Source organism: Phycobacter sedimenti (assembly GCF_038148855.1).
Lineage (GTDB): Bacteria > Pseudomonadota > Alphaproteobacteria > Rhodobacterales > Rhodobacteraceae > Phycobacter > Phycobacter sedimenti.
Map to the genome: position 1 here is coordinate 427,880 of NZ_JBBVGR010000003.1, position 21,866 is coordinate 449,745.

17 protein-coding genes are annotated in these 21,866 nt (G+C 60.3%); 7 read left to right on the forward strand and 10 right to left on the reverse strand.

Annotated elements, in window-relative coordinates; all coding sequences use genetic code 11:
* Positions 1 to 98: 98 nt before the first annotated feature.
* Positions 99 to 899, reverse strand: a complete 801-nt coding sequence (locus tag AADA15_RS07710) for a 3-deoxy-manno-octulosonate cytidylyltransferase (RefSeq protein WP_341640959.1) — start codon at positions 897 to 899, stop codon at positions 99 to 101.
* Positions 899 to 1,696, reverse strand: a complete 798-nt coding sequence (cysQ, locus tag AADA15_RS07715; RefSeq protein ID WP_341640960.1) for a 3'(2'),5'-bisphosphate nucleotidase CysQ — start codon at positions 1,694 to 1,696, stop codon at positions 899 to 901. Before cysQ ends, AADA15_RS07710 begins: the two co-directional genes overlap by 1 nt.
* Before the next feature lie 141 nt (positions 1,697 to 1,837).
* On the opposite strand from cysQ, the gene AADA15_RS07720 reads away from it, so the two are divergent.
* Positions 1,838 to 2,659 carry an ABC transporter permease gene (locus AADA15_RS07720; protein WP_341640961.1) on the forward strand — a complete coding sequence of 274 codons (822 nt, stop codon included), beginning with the start codon at positions 1,838 to 1,840 and terminating at the stop codon, positions 2,657 to 2,659.
* Positions 2,660 to 2,727: 68 nt separating this feature from the next.
* Here AADA15_RS07720 and AADA15_RS07725 read toward each other — a convergent pair whose 3' ends face one another.
* A complete protein-coding gene (locus tag AADA15_RS07725) occupies positions 2,728 to 3,330 on the reverse strand; it encodes an alpha-ketoglutarate-dependent dioxygenase AlkB family protein (RefSeq protein WP_341640962.1) in 603 nt (200 codons plus the stop codon).
* A gap of 211 nt (positions 3,331 to 3,541) precedes the next feature.
* Between AADA15_RS07725 and dnaK the strand changes: the two genes are divergently transcribed.
* The 3 genes from dnaK (at position 3,542) to radC (ending at position 7,603) form a co-directional block, all read left to right on the forward strand.
* Positions 3,542 to 5,461, forward strand: a complete 1,920-nt coding sequence (gene dnaK, locus AADA15_RS07730; protein WP_341640963.1) for a molecular chaperone DnaK — start codon at positions 3,542 to 3,544, stop codon at positions 5,459 to 5,461.
* Positions 5,462 to 5,542: 81 nt separating this feature from the next.
* On the forward strand, positions 5,543 to 6,700 hold the full coding sequence (dnaJ, locus tag AADA15_RS07735; protein ID WP_341640964.1) for a molecular chaperone DnaJ: 1,158 nt from the start codon (positions 5,543 to 5,545) through the stop codon (positions 6,698 to 6,700).
* Positions 6,701 to 6,838: 138 nt separating this feature from the next.
* Entirely contained in the window at positions 6,839 to 7,603 is a 765-nt protein-coding gene (gene radC / locus AADA15_RS07740; protein ID WP_341640965.1) for a RadC family protein, read from the forward strand.
* Between the two features lie 180 nt (positions 7,604 to 7,783).
* On the opposite strand, the gene AADA15_RS07745 is transcribed toward radC, so the two are convergent.
* The 3 genes from AADA15_RS07745 to secA form a co-directional block, all read right to left on the reverse strand.
* Positions 7,784 to 9,340 carry a phosphate ABC transporter substrate-binding/OmpA family protein gene (locus AADA15_RS07745; RefSeq protein ID WP_341640966.1) on the reverse strand — a complete coding sequence of 519 codons (1,557 nt, stop codon included), beginning with the start codon at positions 9,338 to 9,340 and terminating at the stop codon, positions 7,784 to 7,786.
* Between the two features lie 24 nt (positions 9,341 to 9,364).
* A complete protein-coding gene (locus tag AADA15_RS07750; protein ID WP_341640967.1) occupies positions 9,365 to 10,315 on the reverse strand; it encodes a hypothetical protein in 951 nt (316 codons plus the stop codon).
* A 182-nt stretch (positions 10,316 to 10,497) separates the two neighbouring features.
* A complete protein-coding gene (gene secA / locus AADA15_RS07755; protein WP_341640968.1) occupies positions 10,498 to 13,203 on the reverse strand; it encodes a preprotein translocase subunit SecA in 2,706 nt (901 codons plus the stop codon).
* Between the two features lie 179 nt (positions 13,204 to 13,382).
* On the opposite strand from secA, the gene AADA15_RS07760 reads away from it, so the two are divergent.
* The 3 genes from AADA15_RS07760 to mutT are packed head-to-tail and all read left to right on the forward strand — an operon-like array spanning position 13,383 to position 15,863.
* Positions 13,383 to 14,237 (forward strand): peptidylprolyl isomerase, encoded by an 855-nt coding sequence (locus AADA15_RS07760; protein ID WP_341640969.1) that lies wholly within the window; start codon positions 13,383 to 13,385, stop codon positions 14,235 to 14,237.
* 4 nt (positions 14,238 to 14,241) lie between these two features.
* Positions 14,242 to 15,468, forward strand: coding sequence for a bifunctional glutamate N-acetyltransferase/amino-acid acetyltransferase ArgJ (gene argJ / locus AADA15_RS07765; RefSeq protein WP_341640970.1), 1,227 nt, complete (start codon positions 14,242 to 14,244; stop codon positions 15,466 to 15,468).
* Positions 15,465 to 15,863: an 8-oxo-dGTP diphosphatase MutT gene (gene mutT / locus AADA15_RS07770; RefSeq protein ID WP_341640971.1), complete on the forward strand. Its 399-nt coding sequence runs from the start codon at positions 15,465 to 15,467 to the stop codon at positions 15,861 to 15,863. The genes argJ and mutT overlap by 4 nt, the downstream gene beginning before the upstream one ends.
* Before the next feature lie 510 nt (positions 15,864 to 16,373).
* On the opposite strand, the gene infB is transcribed toward mutT, so the two are convergent.
* From infB to rimP, 4 genes are read right to left on the reverse strand one after another with little or no spacing between them, the layout of a single operon-like run.
* Positions 16,374 to 18,869, reverse strand: a complete 2,496-nt coding sequence (infB, locus tag AADA15_RS07775) for a translation initiation factor IF-2 (RefSeq protein ID WP_341640972.1) — start codon at positions 18,867 to 18,869, stop codon at positions 16,374 to 16,376.
* A gap of 8 nt (positions 18,870 to 18,877) precedes the next feature.
* Positions 18,878 to 19,498: an RNA-binding protein gene (locus AADA15_RS07780; protein WP_341640973.1), complete on the reverse strand. Its 621-nt coding sequence runs from the start codon at positions 19,496 to 19,498 to the stop codon at positions 18,878 to 18,880.
* 30 nt (positions 19,499 to 19,528) lie between these two features.
* Complete coding sequence (gene nusA / locus AADA15_RS07785; protein WP_341640974.1) at positions 19,529 to 21,157, reverse strand: transcription termination factor NusA; 1,629 nt, start codon at positions 21,155 to 21,157, stop codon at positions 19,529 to 19,531.
* Complete coding sequence (gene rimP, locus AADA15_RS07790) at positions 21,157 to 21,774, reverse strand: ribosome maturation factor RimP (RefSeq protein WP_341640975.1); 618 nt, start codon at positions 21,772 to 21,774, stop codon at positions 21,157 to 21,159. Before rimP ends, nusA begins: the two co-directional genes overlap by 1 nt.
* Between the last annotated feature and the right edge of the window lie 92 nt (positions 21,775 to 21,866).

Here is a 21,866-nt window from a genome sequence, read left to right on the forward strand (position 1 = left end):
GTCTGGAACACTGCATCACCAAAATAAGTGATTTTGATGACATAATGTCCTCAAAAAGGTGACCGGCAGCACAAAACCAGATTGGACCTGCTACCGTCTCACTCCTCGCCCATTCTGGACATCATTTCTTCTATCCGTGACACGTCTTCCGGATTGTTGAGCTCCCAGAATTCGCGCCCCTGCGCCTCGACTTCGACACACAGCACCTTGCGGCCATTCTCAAGGAAACGAAGCTGCTCAAGCCCTTCCAGCGTTTCCAACGGGCCGGTCCTCCAAGCAGGATAGTCAGCAAGCGCCTCCGGGCGGTAGGCATAGACGCCAACATGATGGTAAACTGGCGTGTTTTCGCCGCTTTTGTAGGCACCCGCACAAAAAGGAACCACTTCTTTAGAGAAGTACAAGGCGCTGTGGTCTGCGGCAAATACCGCTGTGGTCCCTCCAACGCGCCCCTCTCGTCGATCCGCGAGAAGGCTATTCAGCGTCGCGCCGTCGCAACGCAGAACCGGTGTGGCCAACCCCATCTCAGGAGCCGCACGCAACCCCTCCACCAGGTTTTCGACAAACCAATGCGGCGTAAGGGGGGCATCTCCTTGCAGGTTGACCACAATGTCGTAGCCACCGCCCAGCGCGGCATGGGCCTCGGCGCAGCGCTCGGTCCCGTTGGCGCAACTCTCTGATGTCATCACCACCTCAGCGCCAAAGCTCTCGGCCACAGTGCGGATCCTGTTGTCATCCGTTGCCACGACGACACGATCCACTCCGGACACCGCACAGGCGGCGCGCCAGGAGCGCTCTATCAACGTGCGTTTTTTCCCGGTGGCGCCGGTCAGTGCGACCAGCGGCTTTCCCGGGTAGCGAGTCGAAGCGTACCGCGCGGGGATGACGATCAGGACAGACATCAGGCTTCTTTCAGTTCCACACCGGGAGCGTAAGCGATGAAGAACGGGTTCGCATAGTCTTCCTTGCCATAAACAAGGGGGGAATGATCGTCAAAACGCACCACTTTGCCGCCAGCACCGGCGAGAACAGCATGCCCGGCTGCGGTATCCCATTCCATCGTGCGCCCAACACGTGGATAGAGGTCCGCCTCTCCCGTGGCTACCAGACAGAACTTGAGAGAGGATCCCGCGCTCTTCATGTCCTTGACGCTGTATTTGTTGATATAGTCGTCCGTTGCCTGGTCACGGTGGGATTTGGACGCCACCACCATCAGAGCGCTATTGTCGCTGTCCGCCACACGGATCGGCGCGGTTTCGCCAATGCGTTCGGGATCGAATGCGCCGGTTTCCTCAACGCTGGAGCCGTCCGCAAGCGTGAAGAACATGCGCTCTCTTGCAGGGGCATAGACCACGCCACGAGTTGGCACGCCCTTTTCCACAAGCGCGATGTTCACGGTGAAATCGCCACGCCGATGGATGAATTCCTTGGTGCCGTCCAGCGGGTCCACGATGAGAAACGTATCGCCGCGCATCGAATGCGAGTCGCTTTGCTCTTCGGTGACCAGCATCACATCCGGGAATGCCGCGCGCAGCCCGGCCGAGATCAAAGCATCTGCGGCTTCGTCGGCGGCTGTTACAGGGCTGTCGTCAGACTTTACCTTCACGTCGAAATCATCGGAGTTATAGATTTCCATGATCTTCTCGCCAGCCTCTATCGCGAGACGGCGGATCACGGGAACAAGCTCTTCGTAGGTCAAACGGACTCTCCCACGCCAGGGTTTAATTGAAAATTTTCCTGTTGCCCCTTATGGTCGCTCCTGCATGGAACGGCAAGAAGTCCATACCAACATCCCAGACGTACGTCCCAATACCCCCAGGCGCAGCAAACCATCGACCTCATGTTTCAGCTTCGAACGCAAAGATCGCCTTTTTCCGGCATCATCGCCCTCAGCGAGGTCGTGTTTCACTGCACGGTGCGCAGCGTTCGCTCGAAGCACAACAATGCCTTTGTCGCACTCGGCCTGAATATCCTGCAGGCGGTGCTGTTCGTCGCTGCATTCTACTTCATGTTCGCGGTCATGGGGCTGCGCGGATCAGCCATTCGCGGCGACTTCCTGCTTTACGTGATGTCCGGCATCTTTCTGTTCATGACACACGCCAAAACCGTGGGGGCCGTGGCCGGCGCCGAAGGTCCGAGCAGCCCGATGATGCAGCATGCGCCCATGAACACGATGGTGGCAATTCTGTCTGCGGCCCTCGGCTCGCTCTATGTTCAGACGCTGTCTCTGCTGATCATCCTTTTCGCCTATCACGTGGCCTTTACCCCGGTGCACATCGAAGAGCCAATCGCAGCCTATGGCATGGTCCTGATCGCCTGGTTCACCGGTGCAGCGGTTGGTCTTTTGTTTCTTGTGATGAAACCCTGGGCCCCGAATATCGTCGGAATCATCAGCACCATCTATCAGCGGGCCAATATGATCGCCTCGGGCAAGATGTTTCTGGCCAATACCCTGCCCAGCTTCATGCTCACCATGTTTGACTGGAACCCGCTGTTTCACTGCATCGATCAATCGCGGGGATATGTCTTTATCAATTACAACCCGCATTACAGCAGTTGGGAATATGCTCTCTGGGTGGGCGTTGTACTGGTCATGCTGGGCCTGATGGGTGATTTCTATACCCGCCGCCGTGCCTCGATCAGCTGGAACGCGCGACGCTGATAGCACCAAAGCCACCGCAACCGAGGGTCACTGGCCAGAAGATGCGGCGCCCGGACCGATCTCGCGCCTCAGGTCACAACCCGCAGTGTCAGGTTCAGCCGCCCGCCCTTTGGCAAAAGGCGCGAGGACTTGAAGCGGATGCGGTCCACACCATGATACGCCAGCCGCGCCTCTCCTCCCATCACGACCACATCCCCTGAACTGAGCCACACCGAGTCCGTCTTGCCACCACGGGTCTGCCCGCCAATCCGGAGCAGCCCGTCATCCCCCAGCGATATGGAGACCACCGGATAGGAGAAATCCGCTTCGTCCTTGTCCTGGTGAAGCCCCATTTTTGCCCCCTCTCCGTAATAGTTGACGAGGCAGCAGTCGGGCTCCCGCTCAAGCGCGGTCAGGTCGCGCCAGATCGCAAGAATCGGCGCCGGAATCGCGGGCCACGCCATGCCGCGCGGATGCTCTGGAGCGTATCGATATCCTGCTGCATCCGAATACCAGCCGAATGCACCCGCCGAGGTCATCCGCACCGACATTTGTCCGCCGCCCGGAATCTTTGGAGAAAACAGCGGCGCAGCCTTCAAAACCGGGCGCATGGCATCGATCAGATCGCGCTGCGCCTCGGGAGGCAGATAGCTTTTGTGAATTTCAAATCCGCGCAGGCGCAGCTTGCTCATAGCTGTTATCTCGTTCTTAACCATACCCCTTGCAAAAAAGCGCATTGAATCGTCTTTCTCGACGCGTTCTGGCGGTTGCAGGGGCTATTTCTGCTCCCTATATACGCCGTGACGCCGGGAGATGCAGACCTCTCGGCACCGAAATCGGGGGCTGGATGCCAAAACGGGTCCGGCCTTCGGGAAATCGCCTTGAAAAGAAAAGGGATCGAAAATGAGCAAAGTTATCGGGATCGACCTCGGGACCACCAACTCCTGCGTTGCCATCATGGACGGCTCGCAGCCGCGCGTCATCGAGAACTCCGAAGGTACACGCACCACGCCCTCCATCGTCGCATTCACCGACGAAGAGCGGCTGGTCGGTCAGCCCGCCAAGCGCCAGGCCGTCACCAACCCGGACAACACCATCTTTGGCGTCAAGCGTCTGATCGGTCGCCGGTTCGACGACGCCGACCTTGCAAAAGACAAGAAAAACCTGCCGTTCAACGTGATCAACGGCGGCAATGGCGATGCGTGGGTCGAAGCCAAGGGTGAGAAATACTCCCCAAGCCAGATTTCGGCCTTCATCCTCGGCAAGATGAAAGAGACCGCGGAGTCCTACCTCGGTGAGGAAGTGACCCAGGCCGTCATCACCGTGCCCGCGTACTTCAACGATGCCCAGCGTCAGGCGACCAAGGATGCCGGCAAGATCGCGGGCCTTGAGGTACTGCGTATCATCAACGAGCCGACCGCAGCCGCACTGGCCTATGGCCTCGACAAGGAAGACACCCAGACCATCGCGGTTTATGACCTTGGTGGTGGTACCTTCGACGTGACCATCCTGGAAATCGACGACGGCCTGTTCGAAGTGAAATCCACCAACGGTGACACCTTCCTGGGTGGTGAAGACTTCGACATGCGCATCGTCAACTACCTGGCGGATGAGTTCAAGAAAGAGCATCAGGTCGACCTGACCAAGGACAAGATGGCTCTGCAGCGCCTGAAAGAGGCCGCTGAGAAGGCGAAGATCGAACTGTCCTCCAGCTCGCAGACTGAAATCAACCAGCCGTTCATCTCGATGGATCCGTCCTCGGGTCAGCCGCTGCACATGGTCATGAAACTGACCCGCGCCAAGCTGGAATCGCTGGTGGGCGACCTGATCAAAGCCTCGATGAAGCCTTGCCAGGCAGCGCTGAAAGACGCTGGTCTGTCGGCATCCGACATCGACGAGGTGGTTCTGGTCGGCGGTATGACCCGCATGCCCAAGGTCATCGAAGAGGTGACCAAATTCTTCGGCAAGGAGCCCCACAAGGGCGTGAACCCGGATGAAGTTGTTGCCATGGGCGCCGCTATCCAGGCCGGTGTTCTGCAAGGCGACGTGAAAGACGTGGTTCTGCTCGACGTGACTCCGCTGTCGCTCGGCATCGAAACTCTGGGCGGTGTCTTCACCCGCCTGATCGACCGCAACACCACCATCCCGACCAAGAAGTCCCAGGTCTTCTCGACCGCCGAAGACAACCAGAACGCCGTGACCATTCGTGTGTTCCAGGGTGAGCGCGAGATGGCGGCCGACAACAAGATGCTGGGTCAGTTCAACCTCGAGGACATCCCGCCGGCACCGCGCGGCATGCCGCAGATCGAAGTGACCTTCGACATCGACGCCAACGGCATCGTTTCGGTCGGCGCCAAGGACAAGGCAACCGGCAAGGAACAGCAGATCACCATCCAGGCCTCGGGCGGTCTCTCGGACGAGGACATCGAAAAGATGGTCAAGGACGCCGAGGAGAACGCCGAGGCGGACAAGGAACGTCGCGAGCTGATCGAAGCCAAGAACCAGGCCGAAAGCCTGATCCACTCGACCGAAAAGTCGATGGAAGAGCATGGCGACAAGGTCGACCCCTCCACCATCGAGGCGATCGAACTGGCCATTGCCGCGCTGAAGGACGACCTCGAAGGCGACAAGGCCACCGCCGACAAGATCAAGGCTGGCATCCAGAACGTCACCGAAGCGGCGATGAAACTGGGCGAGGCGATCTACAAGGCGCAGGCCGAAGAGGCTGACGACGAACCCGCCGCCGCCGATGAGGCCCGCGGCTCCGCAGATGACGACATCGTTGACGCCGAGTTCGAAGACCTGGACGACGACAAGCGTTAAGGCCTGACACAAAGGCTTGACCACGGGCCGGTCCGCACCCCGGGCTGGCCCGTTTTTCGTTGAGGCAGAAGGAACAGACCGATGTCAAAACGTGATTATTATGACATTCTTGGCGTCTCAAAAGGCGCCAGCGCCGACGAGATCAAAAAAGGCTATCGCAAGAAAGCCAAGGAACTGCACCCGGACCGCAACGCGGACAACCCGGATGCAGAGGCGCAGTTCAAAGAGGCCAACGAGGCCTATGAGGTTCTGAAAGACCCAGAGAAGAAGGCCGCCTATGACCGCTTTGGCCATGCTGCCTTTGAAAACGGCATGGGCGGCGGAGGCGGCGGCCCGCGCGGGGGTCATCCCGGCGGCGGCGACTTCTCCTCTGCCTTCTCGGATGTCTTTGATGATCTCTTTGGTGATTTCATGGGCGGCCGTGGCCAGGCTGGTGGACGTCAGCGCGCATCGCGCGGAGCCGATCTGCGTTACAACCTGCGTGTGACCCTCGAAGAAGCCTTCAAGGGGATGCACAAGACCATCAAGGTGCCGACCTCGGTTGCCTGTACCTCCTGTGAGGGCACCGGCGCCGAAGGCGGGGTGGAACCTACCACCTGCCCCACCTGTTCCGGCATGGGCAAGGTGCGCGCGCAGCAGGGCTTTTTCACGGTAGAGCGCAGCTGTCCCACCTGTTCGGGCCTTGGTCAGATCATCAAGAACCCCTGCAAGACCTGTCATGGCCATGGCCGTGTCGAGAAGGATCGCTCGCTTTCGGTGAATATCCCGGCAGGCGTGGAGACCGGCACCCGCATCCGCCTGGCAGGTGAAGGCGAGGCCGGCCTGCGCGGTGGGCCTCCGGGCGATCTCTACATCTTTGTCGAGGTTGCACCGCACGATCTGTTCGAGCGTGATGGAAACAACCTTTATTGCCGGGTGCCTGTCTCAATGGCCAACGCGGCTCTTGGCGGAGCCATCGAGGTGCCAACCATAGACGGCGGTCGCGGCCGGGTTCAGATCCCCGAAGGCAGCCAGTCCGGCCGCCAGATGCGCCTGCGCGGCAAGGGGATGCCTGCCCTGCGCGGCGGCGCGCCCGGTGACATGTTCATCGAACTGGCCGTGGAAACGCCCGTAAACCTGACTGCCCGTCAGAAAGAGCTGCTGCGCGAGTTCGAGGATCTCTCCGAAGAGAACACCAATCCGGAGTCCCGCAGCTTCTTTTCCTCGGTCAAGAGTTTCTGGGACGGCATGAAAGGCTGACACCCGCCAGCCACGATAAGTGAAAGCGGAATACCACCGCAAAAACGCCCCGCAACGGGGCGTTTTCCTTTTCTTTCCACCATGATGACTGCCAACAATGGGCAAAGAGTCAACCTTGATATCTCCAACGTGGTGATCATGGGGAAAGCTGGCGCATTCCGGGACAAGACACTACCGCTGTTCGACTGCAGTGACGAGGCGCGCGCTGCCCTCCTGCCCGCAGGCCGCCTGCCCTCCTACATCAAGGATCATCGCGCGCGGCTGCGCAAACGCTTCATGGATGGCGGAGCGGCAGCCATGCCGGACTATGAGTTGCTGGAACTTGTCCTCTTCCGCTCCATTCCCAGAAAAGATGTAAAACCGCTGGCGCGCAGGCTGATGGACACGTTTGGAGACTTCAACCGCGTAATCACCGCCCCGACCGAGCGCCTTCTTCAGGTCAAAGGGATCGGCGAAGCGGTGATCACAGATCTCAAGGTGCTCGAGGCCGCTGCCCACCGGATGGCCCGCGCGCGTATCATTCAGCGTCACGTGCTTTCAGGCTGGGATGCGCTGCTGGACTATTGCCACACGACCATGTCCCATTCCGAGGTTGAACAGTTCCGTGTGCTGTTCCTTGATCGCAAGAACGTGCTGATTGCGGATGAGGAACAATCCCGCGGCACGGTCGACCATGTGCCCGTCTATCCGCGCGAGGTTGCCAAACGCGCGCTTGAGATGAATGCCAGCGCCGTCATACTGGTACATAATCACCCCTCGGGAGATCCCACTCCTTCCGAAAGTGATATAGCGATGACAGAGAGTGTTTTCACAGCTCTGGACACACTGGGGATCACGCTGCACGATCATCTGATCATTGGCAAATCCCGCGAACTGAGCTTTCGCAGCCAAGGCTACCTTTAGATCAACAGCTGCCAGGCCCTCCCGCGCCCGCAGGTGCTCCCGCTGTGCCGGATCCCCCTTGACGGACTTGGGCGTAGCGCCGCGCTTTGCGCGGCGCTACGCCCAAGGGTTTGCGATGTATCCGTGATCAGCGGCAAACGCGCGGGAGCACCACGCACCGGTTCGGAACGGCGGCACAGCCTAGCGCACCCAAACCTCCACACGGCGGTTCACTTCCCGGCCCCAGGCACTGTCGTCGCAGGCCATGGGCAGAGCCTCGCCAAAGGCCGCCACATCAATGTCCACCCACTCCATGTTGGCGGTCTGAGCGGCCTCTATGACCGCATCCCTCACCGCCTCGGCGCGTCTCAGGGCAATCTGGCGGTTCATCCCTGCAGGACCATCCCCATCGGAAAACCCGACGAACAGTAGGCGGCTGGCGTCATAGACACCGGCTTCCAGAGCACGGCCCAGTTGTTCAATATTGCTGCGCGACTGCGCATCGGGCCGTGTGGACCCCGGTTCGAACCGAAAGGATGTGGTCAGCCGCTGGTGGCCCCTCAGCGTGGCCACCATGCGCTGTAGTTCCCCCAATTCGACTTCTGGTCCAGCCGCCGCAATGGCATTGGCAAAACGATCCCCCTGAGCTGCCAGGGAAATCCGTTCAGGTGCCTGATCCACGAATCCCGCCCTGCGGATCACGATCTGCGCCCCCGGCCCCCGCACGTAGCTCAGGAAATCCCTTGCGACCTTGGCCAGACGCCGCTCGGGGAGATACAGGAACATCGGAGAATTGAGCGGATAGTCCTCTGTCTTGATAGACCGCCGCGTCGCCCGCAAAGAAAAGCCGCAGGACCCTGTCAGCGTCAAGGCCCGCGCCGTTCCGGTATTGGCGAAACTTCCGATCCCGATCGCAAAAGGATCCGTCGCAATCACCCGTACCAGGGTGCTGTGGCGGTCATGACGACGCAGACCCTGAGCCAAAGCCGCACCAGCCGGTGCCATCAACTTATCCTCTACCGCCTGGGACAGTCCGGATCCGGCGACCGGCAGATGCAAAGAAATCGGCGCATCTGCTCCGCCAAGCTCCGACCAGTTGGTGATCTCTCCCGAAAACACCGAAACCAACTGCGGCAAAGAGATGCTTTGCACCGGGTTTTCCGGCGAGACCAGCGGCACCATGGCATCAAGGGCCAGCACCCGGCTGCGCGCCGGAGCCGTCATATCGCCCATGCCAGCCTGGCGGGCGCGCTCCCGTTCGGCCGGACGGATCTCACGCAGGGCCATGACGATATCCGCCTGATCAGCAAGGAGATCGGCAAAGCCTTCGTCCGTATTGCTGACGAAGAAGCTGAACCGGGCCGCCGGGCGATTTGTGTCGCGCAACAGTACGTATTCAAAATTGCCGTCCGGCAGCGAGTCACGGCGCGTCTGATAACCATTGCGCAGGGCAAATCCTTCGATCAGTGCGGGCAGCAGCACCTCGGCCATGTTGGAAGAGCCGGAAAGGCTGATCTCGGCCACGAAATCGGACAGGCTGGGACATCCCGGGCCGTCACAGGTCACACCTGATCCATCCACGGTCAATTCACCGAATTTGGTGTCTACACGGTAATACTCACCATCAAACCCCAGAAGATTACCGGTGATTTCCACCGCTCCATCAGGGGACGACAGCGTCACATCCTGCGCAAGAATGGGCAGGGCGTTTGCAAACAGAGAAAGTGCGGCGCAGATCGCCGCACGCAAGAAAGCCATGAGAAGTCCTGAAATGATCGCAAGTCAGTTTGACGCGATTTTCAGGTTTTCCAGCAGATTATTCAACACCAGAAAATCACCCTCGGCATCGCAATCGGGCATGGCAAGCGTCAGATCCTGAGTGCGCAGCTTGCGTCTATCCCCCCCATGGCCAAGGCTGAGGGTCTGGGCATCGATCTGGCGCCCGCAGTTGATCTGGGTAATCTCGGTTTCAACGCTGATATCGACCGACGCAAGACCGTCGCCGCGGCGTGGCAGGCTGTAAACCTCGGCCAGGCGCGGCGCCAATAGCCCATCGTCTCCGAGGCGCATCATTTGCCCAACCCCAAGCGCCGGATCCGAACCGTTCCAGACGTGACCGGGAGCGCCATATTCAGCGCCGTCTTCGCGGGCATGGATCTCGAAACCACTGTCGCCGCTCCATTGCAGAACGACACGGGTTACATCCTTCAGATCCGGCACCGTGACCGCTGCCACCTCGGCCAAGCCTTGTTCCGGCTCTATGATAAAGACCGCAGAGGATGCCAAAGCGGGCACCTTTTGATGCCAAAGACCATCCGGATCGAATGCAACCGTGAACATCATGCCGTGATGATGCACGGTCAGGCGCTTTCCGGCCTGACAGGGCGACGACGCAGACAGGTCCACCATCGCCCCCGGCATGGCCACTGCCGAGACAGAGACACTGCAGCCTTCCTCGGACGGGCTTGCGAAGGTCTCGGTCGCCTGGTCCGGGGATTGCTCTTCGCCGGACCGCTGCACCGAGGTCAGGGTAATGTTCTCGATCTTGAACGCACCCGGCTGGGGTTCGGCCGGCAGCGCATGCCACGCCTTGTCGTCCTGCCCCGGAACCAAGGCCACACCGGCGTCCGGCGCATCAATTGCACGCGGCGGGGTCGATTGCTGCATGAAGAACCCGATGCCCAAGGCACAGGCCACAGTTGCTCCACTCAACGTCAAGATCCGCTTGTCCATCGTAACAGGCTCCACCCCACCAACAGGTTAAGGAATGGTTGCCCCAGAAAGGCGGCCAGTTTGTGGCCACCCGCGGGAGAGAATCTGGCAAAATAAAGAGACTTTTAACGTTTTCACCCGCGCGAAGGATCGCGCGGGTGAAAAAATGTTATTGCCCGCAGCGGGCGAAAACGCCGATTGGCCTAGGCCAGACGACCGTGGCAGTGTTTGAACTTTTTGCCTGATCCACAGGGGCACTTGTCATTGCGGGACGGATTGCCCCAGGTGGATGGGTCATTCTCGACAAAACCCGGTGCTGCCGCTTCCGGAGCCTCACCCGAAGCCTCCAGAGATGCCGCGGCGGCGGCCTGCTGCATGGCAGCCTGGCGAGCGGCCATCTCCATGACCATCTCGCGTTGCTCTTCGTCGCTCATGGGGCGCACACGGCTCAGCTGCTTGGTCACATCTTCACGAAGGGAGTCGAGCATGCTTTCGAACAGCTGGAAGCTTTCGTTCTTGTATTCGTTCAGCGGATCGCGCTGCGCGTAGCCGCGGAAGCCCACGACCGAGCGCAGATGCTCCAGGGTCAAAAGATGCTCGCGCCATTTTGCATCGATGGTTTGCAGCAGGACCTGCTTTTCGATCTGACGCATGTTCTCGGGACCGAAGGCCTCGGTCTTTTCCGCCATCATCGCATCGCTGGCCGCTTCGAGGCGCTCGCGAATCTGTTCGTCGTCCACGCCTTCCTCGGCCGCCCACTCAACGATGGGCGCATCGATGGAAAGCCCCTCCCGCACGGCAGCCTGCAGACCCTCGGTATCCCACTGATCGGCGTAGGTCTTGGGTGGCATATAGGTATCGATCAGATCGTCGATCACCTCGTGGCGCATGTCCTGGATGATCTCGGACAGATCCTGTGCGGCCATGATCTCGCGGCGCTGGCCAAAGATCACCTTGCGCTGGTCGTTCATCACGTCGTCGAATTTCAGAACCTGCTTGCGCATGTCGAAGTTGCGACCCTCGACCTTGGCCTGGGCGCGTTCCAGCGACTTGTTCACCCACGGGTGGATGATCGCCTCGCCTTCCTTCATGCCAAGGGAGGACAGGACCTTGTCCAGACGCTCAGAGCCGAAGATGCGCATCAGGTCGTCTTCGAGGCTGAGATAGAACCGGGTGCGGCCCGGATCACCCTGACGGCCCGAACGACCGCGCAGCTGGTTGTCGATCCGGCGGCTTTCGTGGCGTTCGGAGGCCATGACGAAAAGACCGCCCGCGTCGAGAACCTTCTGTTTTTCGGTCGCGTGTTTGGCTTCCTCCTCGGCGCGCAGAGCGACGGGATCGGCATCCGGATTGGCCTCCAGGGCCTCCATGACCTTCATCTCGACGTTGCCACCCAGCTGAATGTCTGTGCCGCGACCGGCCATGTTGGTGGCGATGGTCACTGCGCCAAGGCGGCCTGCGTCGGCGACGATCTGCGCTTCCTGCTCGTGGTGACGAGCGTTCAGAACGTTGTGTTCGATGCCTTCCTGCTTCAGAAGCTGGCTCAGAAGTTCCGATTTCTCGATCGATGTGGTGCCCAGAAGAACCGGCTGCCCCTTGGCGTGGGCGGTCTTGGTTTCCTCGATCATGGCGCGGTACTTCTCGGCGGCCGTGCGGTAGACCTGATCATCCTCATCCACCCGCGCGATTGGCCTGTTGGTCGGAACCTCGACCACGCCCAGACCGTAAATCTCCTGGAATTCCTCGGCCTCTGTCATGGCGGTGCCGGTCATGCCGGAAAGGCGGTCGTAAAGGCGGAAATAGTTCTGGAAGGTGACCGACGCGAGGGTGGTGTTCTCGGGCTGGATCTGCACCTCTTCCTTGGCCTCGATCGCCTGATGCAGGCCCTCGGACAGGCGGCGCCCGGCCATCATCCGGCCGGTGAATTCATCAATCAGCACCACTTCGCCGTCGCGGACGATGTAATCCTTGTCACGCTGGAACAGCTTGTGCGCGCGCAGTGCCTGGTTGACGTGATGAACAACCGTCGTGCTTTCGGGATCGTAAAGCGAGGCGCCCTCGTCCAGCAGACCATGTTCGATCAGGACCTGTTCAAGGTATTCGTTGCCCTCTTCGGTGAAGGTCACACCGCGGGTTTTCTCATCGACCTCGTAGTGCTCCTCGCTCAAAACCGGAATCACCTTGTCGATGGTCACGTAAAGCTCCGAGCGGTCCTCGGCGGGGCCGGAAATGATCAGCGGCGTGCGCGCCTCGTCGATCAGGATCGAGTCCACCTCGTCCACGATGGCAAAGTTGTGCTGCTTCTGGAACACTTGGTCCAGGCTCGGCTTCATGTTGTCGCGCAGGTAGTCAAAGCCCAGTTCGTTGTTGGTGGCATAGGTCACATCGGACTGGTAGGCGGCCATCTTCAGATCGTCGGGCTGGCCGGACCAGATCACGCCGGTGGTCATGCCCAGCTGCTCGAATACCTTGCCCATCCATTCGCTGTCGCGCTTGGCCAGGTATTCGTTCACCGTGACCACATGCACACCCTTGCCGGTCAGCGCATTTAGGTAGGCGGGGAAGGTCGCAACCAGAGTCTTGCCTTCACCCGTCTTCATCTCGGCGATATTGCCCTGATGCAGAAAGACACCGCCCATCAGCTGCGTATCAAAAGCGCGCAGCCCCAAGGCACGGCGCGCCCCTTCGCGGACGTTGGCAAAGGCCTCGGGCAGAAGATCATCCAGACTTTCGCCCTCCAGCGCGCGTTTGCGCAGCTCGCCGGTCTTCTCTATGAGGCCCTCATCGCTGAGTTTCTCGAACTCGGACTCCAGCGCGTTGATCTTTGCAATCAGCGGCCGCGTCGCCTTGACTTTCCGGTCGTTCGGTGTGCCAAAAATCTTTTTGGCGAGTGTTCCGATACCCAGCATGTGCTCTCCAACAGTCCTGTCATGGCTTCCGTTCTCAGGCAGGCTTGCCCGCCCTGCCCGCAACCCATAAACAAAGGTGGAAACGACGGTGCTGCCCAATAGCCCCTAGGCGATGTAAGCGGCAGCTATATAAGTGTCAACGCCGCGCCATGCTGCGGCCCGGGAATAGGAAGAATTCAATGCTGAAAGGTCTCACTTTTCTGCGAGGCTCCGCTGCAGCGGCCCTGATCGCGCTCGCCGCCACTCCGGCGCTGGCGGCGCCACATGCCAATACGGTCGTTGCTTCGGTCAACGGAGAAGAAATCACTCTGGGCCACATGATCATGGCACGCGAAAGCCTGCCCCAGCAGTACAAGCAATTGCCGGATGAGGTGCTCTACAATGCGATTCTCGACCAGCTGATCCAGCAAACGGCCCTGAAGCAACAGCTCAATGGCGAGGTTCCGCACTACGTGCAGCTCTCCGTCGAGAACGAAAGCCGCGCCCTTTTGGCAGCGGATGTGATCGAGACCGTGATGGAGGGGGCCGCCAGCGAAGAAGCGCTGCGTGCGGCCTATGACCGGAAGTATTCCACCGGCAATGGCGGCGATGAATTCCACGCCGCCCATATCCTGGTTGAAACCGAGGACGAAGCCCGCGAGATCAAGGAAGAACTGGAAGACGGCGCCGATTTTGCCACCATGGCCAAAACGCGCTCAACCGGTCCTTCGGGACCAAGCGGCGGAGACCTGGGCTGGTTCGGCCTTGGCAGCATGGTTCCCGAGTTTGAAGAGGCCGTTCTGGCCATGCGCTCGGGCGATGTTTCCGACCCTGTTCAAACCCAGTTCGGCTGGCACGTGATCCTGTTGAGGGAGCGGCGCAAATCCGAGGCGCCCAGCTTTGAAGAAGTCCGCGGCGAACTGGAACAGGAGTTGCGCACCCGCGCCGTCGAAGACCGCGTAAATGCGCTGACAGCCGCCGCCGCCATCGAACGGCCCGAAATTGAAGAGCTGGATCCTTCGATGATCCGGGATCTTGGCCTGGTGAGGAACTGATCAGATGGCTGGTACGCTTCCCCGTTCCCCGCTTGCACCGGACCACTTCCCTGACCTTCCCGTGATCAAAGGCGTGCGTTTTGCCACCGCATCGGCGGGCGTAAAGTACAAGGACCGCACGGATGTCATGATGGCGGCTCTTGATCCCGGTACCGCCGTCGCGGGGGTTTTCACCCGGTCCAAAACCCGGTCCGCACCGGTTCGGGATTGTCAGGCCAAGCTGGGGTCCGACCCAGCCCTGGGCGCGGCCATTCTGGTCAACTCGGGTAATTCCAACGCCTTTACCGGTCACTACGGTCAGACTTCGGTGGCTGAGATCGTCTCAGCGGTGAGTGCGGGTGCGGGCGTCCCTCAATCGCGGGTCTTTACCGCCTCCACCGGCGTGATCGGAGAACCACTGCCCCATGATCGCATCATCGCAAAGATCGCAGAGCTGACCCAAAGCCTGGATGAGAGCACCCTTGAGCGGGCCGCAGCCGCCATCATGACCACTGACACCTTTCCCAAAGGGGCTGGTGCCACGGTCACGATCGGCGGCAAGACCGTGAACATCGCCGGGATCGCAAAGGGTTCGGGCATGATCGCGCCGGATATGGCGACGATGCTGGTCTATATCTTCACCGATGCACAGGTTGAACAAACCGTCCTGCAGACCCAGCTTGCCGAGATCTGCGACCGTAGCTTCAACTGCATTACCGTGGACAGCGACACCTCTACCTCGGACAGCCTGATGCTGTGCGCAACGGGTGCGTCGGGGGTGAATGCCACCGGGAATGCGGAATTCGCCCAGGCCCTCGAAGGCGTGATGATGGATCTGGCGCATCAGGTGGTGCGCGACGGGGAAGGCGCCACCAAGTTTGTCGAGATCGAGGTCACCGGCGCGGTTTCCGACGCCGAGGCAAAGACGCACGGCATGGCGATTGCGAACTCACCGCTGGTGAAAACGGCGATCGCGGGCGAGGATCCCAACTGGGGCCGTATTGTCATGGCCATTGGCAAATCCGGCGCAGAAGCGGATCGGGACCGCCTGTCGATCTCTTTCGGAGATGTTCTGGTCGCGGACAAGGGCTGGGTCTCCCCCTCATACAAGGAAGCAGACGGCGCGGCGCAGATGAAGCAGGACGAGATCACCATCAAGGTCGATCTTGGTCTTGGGGAAGGCAAGGCGACGGTCTGGACCTGCGATCTGACCCATCAATACATCAGCATCAACGCGGATTACCGGTCATGAAGACCGTTCTTGTCTCGGCCGTGGCCCTGATAGACGTAGAAGGGCGGATCCTGCTTGCGCAGCGCCCCGAAGGCAAGTCCATGGCCGGTCTTTGGGAATTCCCCGGCGGCAAGGTCGAAGCCGGGGAAACCCCTGAGGCTGCGCTGATCCGGGAACTGGAAGAGGAACTGGGGATCAACACCTGGTCCTCTTGCCTCGCCCCGCTGACCTTTGCCAGCCACACGTATGACGACTTCCACCTGCTGATGCCGCTGTTCGCCTGTCGCAAATGGGAAGGCATTCCCCAGGCGCGCGAAGGCCAGGTGCTGAAGTGGGCCCGTCCGCAGGAGTTGCGCGATTACCCGATGCCACCTGCGGATATTCCCCTGATCCCGATCCTGCGTGACTGGCTTTGATCCATCCGAGCGTTAAATCTTAACAAACACGGCGTCGGCACAGCGGGCAGTTCAGGACATGTCATGTTTTTTTGGCCGATCTAGGGGTTTTTTACGGTAGAAACACCAGTGTTGGTGGTTTTCGATTAAACTTGGAAAGAATTTGTTAATCTTTTTGTCAAAAAATAGTCACACTATCACGCAGTGAACCTCTCCTAAGTCTCCCTGAAGAAGGACCAGGATACACCAAGTTGAACAAGACCGGGCTATCCTGGTCCGAGGCTGATTCATACAGGCACATAACAAAACCAACCGCAGACAGGTGGGCGTTGCGCACAGGCGCCCCCCGTTTCCCTCAAGTTCCGCGGCAAAAGACAACCAACCACTCACGCACCCAGAGGGCAGCCTATTGGCTGTCCTCGACTTTTTTGAGTGAATGCTACGTTCCTGCAGCCCACACAGGCAAGCTATCAAACGAAAAAGCCCCGGATGCGGAATCCGGGGCTTTTGTCCATTTCTGCTTCTTGGCGGTCAGTCGAGTTTACGCTCGACTTCCTGACGCTCGAAGATCTCGATGACATCGCCTGCGCGGATGTCTTCATAGTTCTCAAAGGCCATACCACATTCCTGACCCGACTGGACCTCTGCCACTTCGTCCTTGAAGCGCTTGAGGGTCTTCAGCGTGCCTTCGTGGATCACCACGTTGTCGCGAAGCAGGCGCACACCAGCCGAACGGCGCGCCACGCCTTCGGTAACCAGACAGCCGGCAACCTTGCCGACGTTGGAGACCTTGAAGACGTCCTTGATCGCGGCGTAACCGATGAAGTTTTCCTTGATCTCCGCAGAGAGCAGACCCGAAGCGGCGGCTTTGACGTCATCAACCAGATCGTAGATCACCGAGTAATAGCGGATCTCGACGCCCTTCTGATTGGCGGTATTACGGGCCGAGGCATTGGCTCGCACGTTGAAGCCAAAAACCGGAGCGCCAGAGGCTTCGGCCAGACCAATATCGGTCTCGGTGATGGCGCCGACGCCCGAGTGCAGCACGCGCACGCGCACCTCTTCGTTGCCGATCTTCTCCATCGCCTGAACGATCGCTTCGGCAGAACCCTGCACGTCCGCTTTCACCAGGACAGGCAGTTCGGCGACGTTCTCGTCTTCCTTTGCCTTCTGCATCAGCTGCTCAAGCGTGGTCGCAGCACCGGCAGCAGCGCGCTTGTCCTTGGCGGCCTGCTCACGGTAGGCGGCAATTTCACGCGCCTGCGCTTCGGTTTCGGTCACGTTCAGCACGTCACCTGCTTCGGGAGTGCCGTTGAGACCCAAAACCTCGACCGGAACAGAGGGTCCAGCTTCCTTGACGCGCTCGCCCTTGTCGTTGATCAGGGCACGGACCTTACCGTACTGCTCGCCAACAACGAAGATATCGCCTTGGCGCAGGGTACCGTTCTGAACCAGAACGGTCGCAACCGGACCACGACCCACGTCAAGCTGCGCCTCGATCACGGCGCCCTGGGCAGCACGGTCGGGGTTGGCTTTCAATTCGAGGATTTCCGCCTGAAGCGCGATGGCCTCAAGCAGTTCGTCAAGCCCCTGGCCGGTGTGCGCCGAGACTTCCACATCCTGAACGTCACCGGACATGGCTTCGACAACCACCTCGTGCTGCAGCAACTCTGCGCGCACCTTGTGAGGATCGGCGGCCGGTTTGTCGACCTTGTTGATCGCCACGATCATCGGCACACCCGCGGCCTTGGCATGGTTGATCGCTTCAACCGTCTGCGGCATGACCGAGTCATCCGCGGCCACAACCAGAACCACAATGTCCGTCACCTGAGCACCGCGCGAGCGCATCGAGGTAAAGGCAGCGTGGCCCGGCGTGTCGAGGAAGGTCAGCACTGCTCCGCCTTCGGTCTGAACCTGATAGGCACCGATGTGCTGCGTGATACCGCCAGCCTCGCCTGCCACGACGCGCGCGTCGCGGATAGCGTCCAGCAAGGACGTCTTGCCGTGGTCGACGTGGCCCATGATGGTGATCACGGGCGGACGCGGCTGCAGGTCTTCTTCCTTGTCTTCGACTTCCTTGATGACGTCCTCGACGTCGGAGTCGGAGACACGGACAACCTTGTGGCCGAATTCTTCGATGATCAGCTCGGCAGTATCAGCATCAATGGTCTGGTTCTGTGTGACCATCATGCCCATCTGCATGAGCGATTTCACGACATCACCAACACGTTCCGCCATACGGTTTGCCAGCTCGGACACCACGATGGTTTCGGGCAGCTGTACGTCGCGGATCACCTTTTCGCGCTCGACCGAGCCACCCATGGCCTTTTGGCGTGCACGCTCCTGCTTGCGCTTCATCGCAGCCATGGAACGTTGACGCCCGCCTTCGCCAGTCGCCTGGCCGAGTGTCAGCTTGCCTGAGCGGCGTCCCTCGTCGCGGCTCTTGACACCACGGCCACGCTCTTCGCGCTCGCGGTCCGCTTTGCGCGGGGCAGCCTGAGCGCCCCCTTTTGGCGCACCACGCCCGGCGCCAGCAGCGGCCGTTTTCGCTTTTGCAGGCTCTTCGGCAGGTGCAGCGGCAGCACGTTTGGCCGCTTCTTCTGCCGCAAGGCGCTTGCGCTCTTCTTCTTCAGCCTTTTGCCGGGCTTTTTCCTCGGCTTCGCGCTGTTCGCGTTCCTTGGCTTCCTGTTCGGCCCGGCGGCGCTCACGCTCTTCGGCGCGGGCCTTTTCTTCGGCCTCACGCTGGGCAGCCTCTTCGGCTTCGCGCGCCTTGGCAGCCTGCAGCGCCTTCAGGCGGCGGGCCATTTCCGCATCGGTAATACCGGCAGGGCGACGAGAGCCGTCCGTCGCAGGCGAGGACCCGCTGCCCCCTTTACCCGCACCCGGCTTGGGAACCACAACGCGCTTGCGCTTGGTTTCCACCACGACATTCTTGGTCCGCCCATGGCTGAAGCTCTGTTTCACGTTCCCAGGCCGGGAACCACCACCACGCAAACCCAATGTCTTTTTGCCGTCACTATCGCTCATAAAGCTCTTTATCCTTCCGTGCGGCCCTTGCCGCCCACCATTTCGCGCAAACCCTGCAATCGTTGCGCTTCCTCTACAACACGTTTGCTGAGTCCACCAGAGGCAAGCGCCGCATGTATCACAGTTTGACGCCCAAATGCCATCCCCAGCTCATCCGCAGAGAGGCAACCGATGTATTTTCCCCGGTGGGGCGTACTCAGTTTCGATTTTCCGCGCCCAGATCCATCGGACGCCTGTATCAGGACGGAAGCTTCCTCTTTCAGCAGCCAATCCTTGACCTTTTCATAGCCGCCAACCGCATCGCCCGACTTGCGTGCGAGGCTGATCAGATCGACAAGGCGGCGCAGAACCTGACGCTCCACTTCATCCACAAGCCCCTCGGGCACGTTCACCGGGGCCTTGAAGCCACGGGCAAACAGCCGCTTCTTGACTGCCATATCTAGGGCAGAGCGGCTCGCTGTCACGTAAACCCCGCGACCGGGCAGTTTACCTAACACATCGGCAACAACCTGGCCATCCGGCCCAAGCACAAAGCGGATGAGACCCTCTTTCGGTTGGATCTCACCTGTTGCAATGCACTTGCGCTCCGGACCATCACTTCGGTCTTTTGCCGCGCCACCACGAGCCATTCAGCCTCTCCTTACCGAAAGCCGCCGGGATCAGGCCCCGGCGCCCTCTTCTTCAGCTTCCTCGCCATCGACGTCTTCTTCGGAGACTTCCGGCTCCAGCTCGGCAGGGTCAACCCAACCAAGTAGCACGCGGGCCGTCATCACCATGTCCTGAGCCTCTTCGAGCGACATGCCGAAGGGTTCCAGAATACCGTCGTCCTTGACGCGCTCGCCGCCATCGGTGGTCCAGCCACCGGCCAGCTCCCAGTCGGCGCAGGTGGCAAAGTCCTCTAGCGAGAGAATGCCATCCTTGGCCAGCGCCTCCACCATCTGGGGAGTGAGACCGTCAAAGTCAATGAGGCTGTCCTCTGCGCCCAGCGCACGGGCGGCATCGATTGCAGCCTTGGCCTGCGCCTCAAGGTAGTCGCGGGCACGGGCCTGCAGTTCCTCGGCGGTGCCTTCATCGACGCCGTCAATGACCAGCAGCTCGTCCAGCTCGACATAGCCGACCTCTTCGAGGTTGGTGAAGCCTTCGGACACCAGAAGCTGGGCAAAGAACTCGTCCAGATCCAGGGTTTCCATGAAGAGCGCGGTGCGGGCCTCGAATTCCTTCTGGCGGCGCGCCGATTCCTCTTCTTCGGTCATGATGTCGATGTCGAGACCGGTCAGCTGCGAGGCCAGACGCACGTTCTGGCCACGGCGGCCGATGGCAAGGCTCAGCTGTTCCTCGGGAACCACGACCTCGATCTTGCCGGCCTCTTCGTCCAGAACCACCTTGGTGACTTCTGCGGGCTGCAGCGCGTTCACCAGGAAGGTCGGCTGGTCCTCGTTCCAAGGGATGATGTCGATCTTTTCACCCTGCAGTTCGTTCACCACGGCCTGCACGCGGCTGCCGCGCATACCGACACAGGCGCCGACGGGATCGATCGAGCCATCATAGGAAATGACGGCGATCTTGGCGCGGGAACCCGGATCACGGGCAACGGCCTTGATATCGATGATACCATCATAGATTTCCGGCACTTCCATCTTGAACAATTCCGCCATGAATTCCGGCGCAGTGCGGCTGAGGAAGATCTGCGGGCCGCGCGGTTCGCGGCGCACGTCCTTGATGTAGCAGCGGATACGGTCGTTCGGGCGGTAGCTTTCGCGGCCGATCTTTTCGTTGCGACGCAGGATCGCTTCGCCAGCGCCCACATCGACGATGACGTTTCCGAATTCTTCGCGCTTGACGAGACCGTTGATGATCGTGCCCGCGCGGTCCTTGAATTCTTCGTACTGGCGATCCCGTTCGGCTTCACGCACTTTCTGCAGGATCACCTGCTTGGCCGACTGGGCCGCGATCCGGCCCATTTCGACCGGCGGCACCTCTTCCACATAGGTATCGCCCACCTGCGGGTCAGCCATGTACTGCTTGGCCTGCTCGACGGTCAACTCGGCCTGGTAGTTTTCCAGATCCTCATCCGCCACGACCGAACGCACGCGGGTGAAGGTCGCCTTGCCGGTCTTGCGGTCGATGGACACGCGGATATCCATCTCGCTGCCGTAACGGCTTTTGGCCGCTCGGGCGAGGCTTTCTTCCATGGCTTCGACCACCAGACCGGGGTCGATCATTTTTTCGCGCGCCACGGCTTCGGCGGTTTGCAACAGCTCAAGCTGGTTTGCAGAGGTGATGGCCATTACTTGTTCTCCTCTTCGGACCCTTCGGTCACCTCGCCCTCAAGGGGCGCATCTTCGATAACGTCGTCAAAAGCGTCTTCGTTCAGCGTGCCGGCCGCCTTGCGCTGGCGCAGCATTTCCTTGATCAGATCGTCGGTCAGGACCAGCTTGGCATCGCTCAACCAATCAAATTTCAGACCGATGGTCACGGTTTCGCCGTGTTCCTCGATGTTGATCAGAACCTCGTCATCCTCGACGCCGGCCAGTTCACCCTTGAAGCGGCGGCGGCCGTCGATCAGCTCGGCGGTTTCCAGCTTGGCCTCGTAGCCTTCGAACATGTCAAAGTCCTTGAGGCGCGTCAGCGGTCGGTCGATGCCGGGGCTGGAGACCTCAAGCGCATAGGCATCCAGAATCGGGTCTTCCACGTCCAGCACGGCGCTGACCGCGTTCGAGATCTCGGCGCAGTCATCCACCTCGATGCCGCCATCGGGCTTGTCGGCCATGATCTGCAGGGTCGTCGTCTTGCCGGACATCAGCCGGATGCGGACCAGCTCATAGCCCATGTCCTCGATCACCGGGGTGATGATCTCGGCAAGGCGGCGGTCAATCGCGGCTTTGGCAATCAGGTCGTTGGTCATTCGGGTTCCAGCTGTCTTTCGGACACAAAAAAACGGGCGCGCGGCCCGTTGAAATTCCCGGTGGAGCTTTGGACCAGAGCCCAACGCGCCGC

What these genes read in the sequence shown, in the direction of transcription:
- AADA15_RS07710 (WP_341640959.1), bottom strand. Translation starts at nt 899, where the DNA reads ATGTCTGTCCTGATCGTCATCCCCGCGCGGTACGCTTCGACTCGCTAC.
- AADA15_RS07720 (WP_341640961.1), top strand. Translation starts at nt 1,838, where the DNA reads ATGTTTCAGCTTCGAACGCAAAGATCGCCTTTTTCCGGCATCATCGCC.
- AADA15_RS07725 (WP_341640962.1), bottom strand. Translation starts at nt 3,330, where the DNA reads ATGAGCAAGCTGCGCCTGCGCGGATTTGAAATTCACAAAAGCTATCTG.
- dnaK (WP_341640963.1), top strand. Translation starts at nt 3,542, where the DNA reads ATGAGCAAAGTTATCGGGATCGACCTCGGGACCACCAACTCCTGCGTT.
- dnaJ (WP_341640964.1), top strand. Translation starts at nt 5,543, where the DNA reads ATGTCAAAACGTGATTATTATGACATTCTTGGCGTCTCAAAAGGCGCC.
- radC (WP_341640965.1), top strand. Translation starts at nt 6,839, where the DNA reads ATGGGGAAAGCTGGCGCATTCCGGGACAAGACACTACCGCTGTTCGAC.
- AADA15_RS07745 (WP_341640966.1), bottom strand. Translation starts at nt 9,340, where the DNA reads ATGGCTTTCTTGCGTGCGGCGATCTGCGCCGCACTTTCTCTGTTTGCA.
- AADA15_RS07750 (WP_341640967.1), bottom strand. Translation starts at nt 10,315, where the DNA reads ATGGACAAGCGGATCTTGACGTTGAGTGGAGCAACTGTGGCCTGTGCC.
- secA (WP_341640968.1), bottom strand. Translation starts at nt 13,203, where the DNA reads ATGCTGGGTATCGGAACACTCGCCAAAAAGATTTTTGGCACACCGAAC.
- AADA15_RS07760 (WP_341640969.1), top strand. Translation starts at nt 13,383, where the DNA reads ATGCTGAAAGGTCTCACTTTTCTGCGAGGCTCCGCTGCAGCGGCCCTG.
- argJ (WP_341640970.1), top strand. Translation starts at nt 14,242, where the DNA reads ATGGCTGGTACGCTTCCCCGTTCCCCGCTTGCACCGGACCACTTCCCT.
- mutT (WP_341640971.1), top strand. Translation starts at nt 15,465, where the DNA reads ATGAAGACCGTTCTTGTCTCGGCCGTGGCCCTGATAGACGTAGAAGGG.
- infB (WP_341640972.1), bottom strand. Translation starts at nt 18,869, where the DNA reads ATGAGCGATAGTGACGGCAAAAAGACATTGGGTTTGCGTGGTGGTGGT.
- AADA15_RS07780 (WP_341640973.1), bottom strand. Translation starts at nt 19,498, where the DNA reads ATGGCTCGTGGTGGCGCGGCAAAAGACCGAAGTGATGGTCCGGAGCGC.
- nusA (WP_341640974.1), bottom strand. Translation starts at nt 21,157, where the DNA reads ATGGCCATCACCTCTGCAAACCAGCTTGAGCTGTTGCAAACCGCCGAA.
- rimP (WP_341640975.1), bottom strand. Translation starts at nt 21,774, where the DNA reads ATGACCAACGACCTGATTGCCAAAGCCGCGATTGACCGCCGCCTTGCC.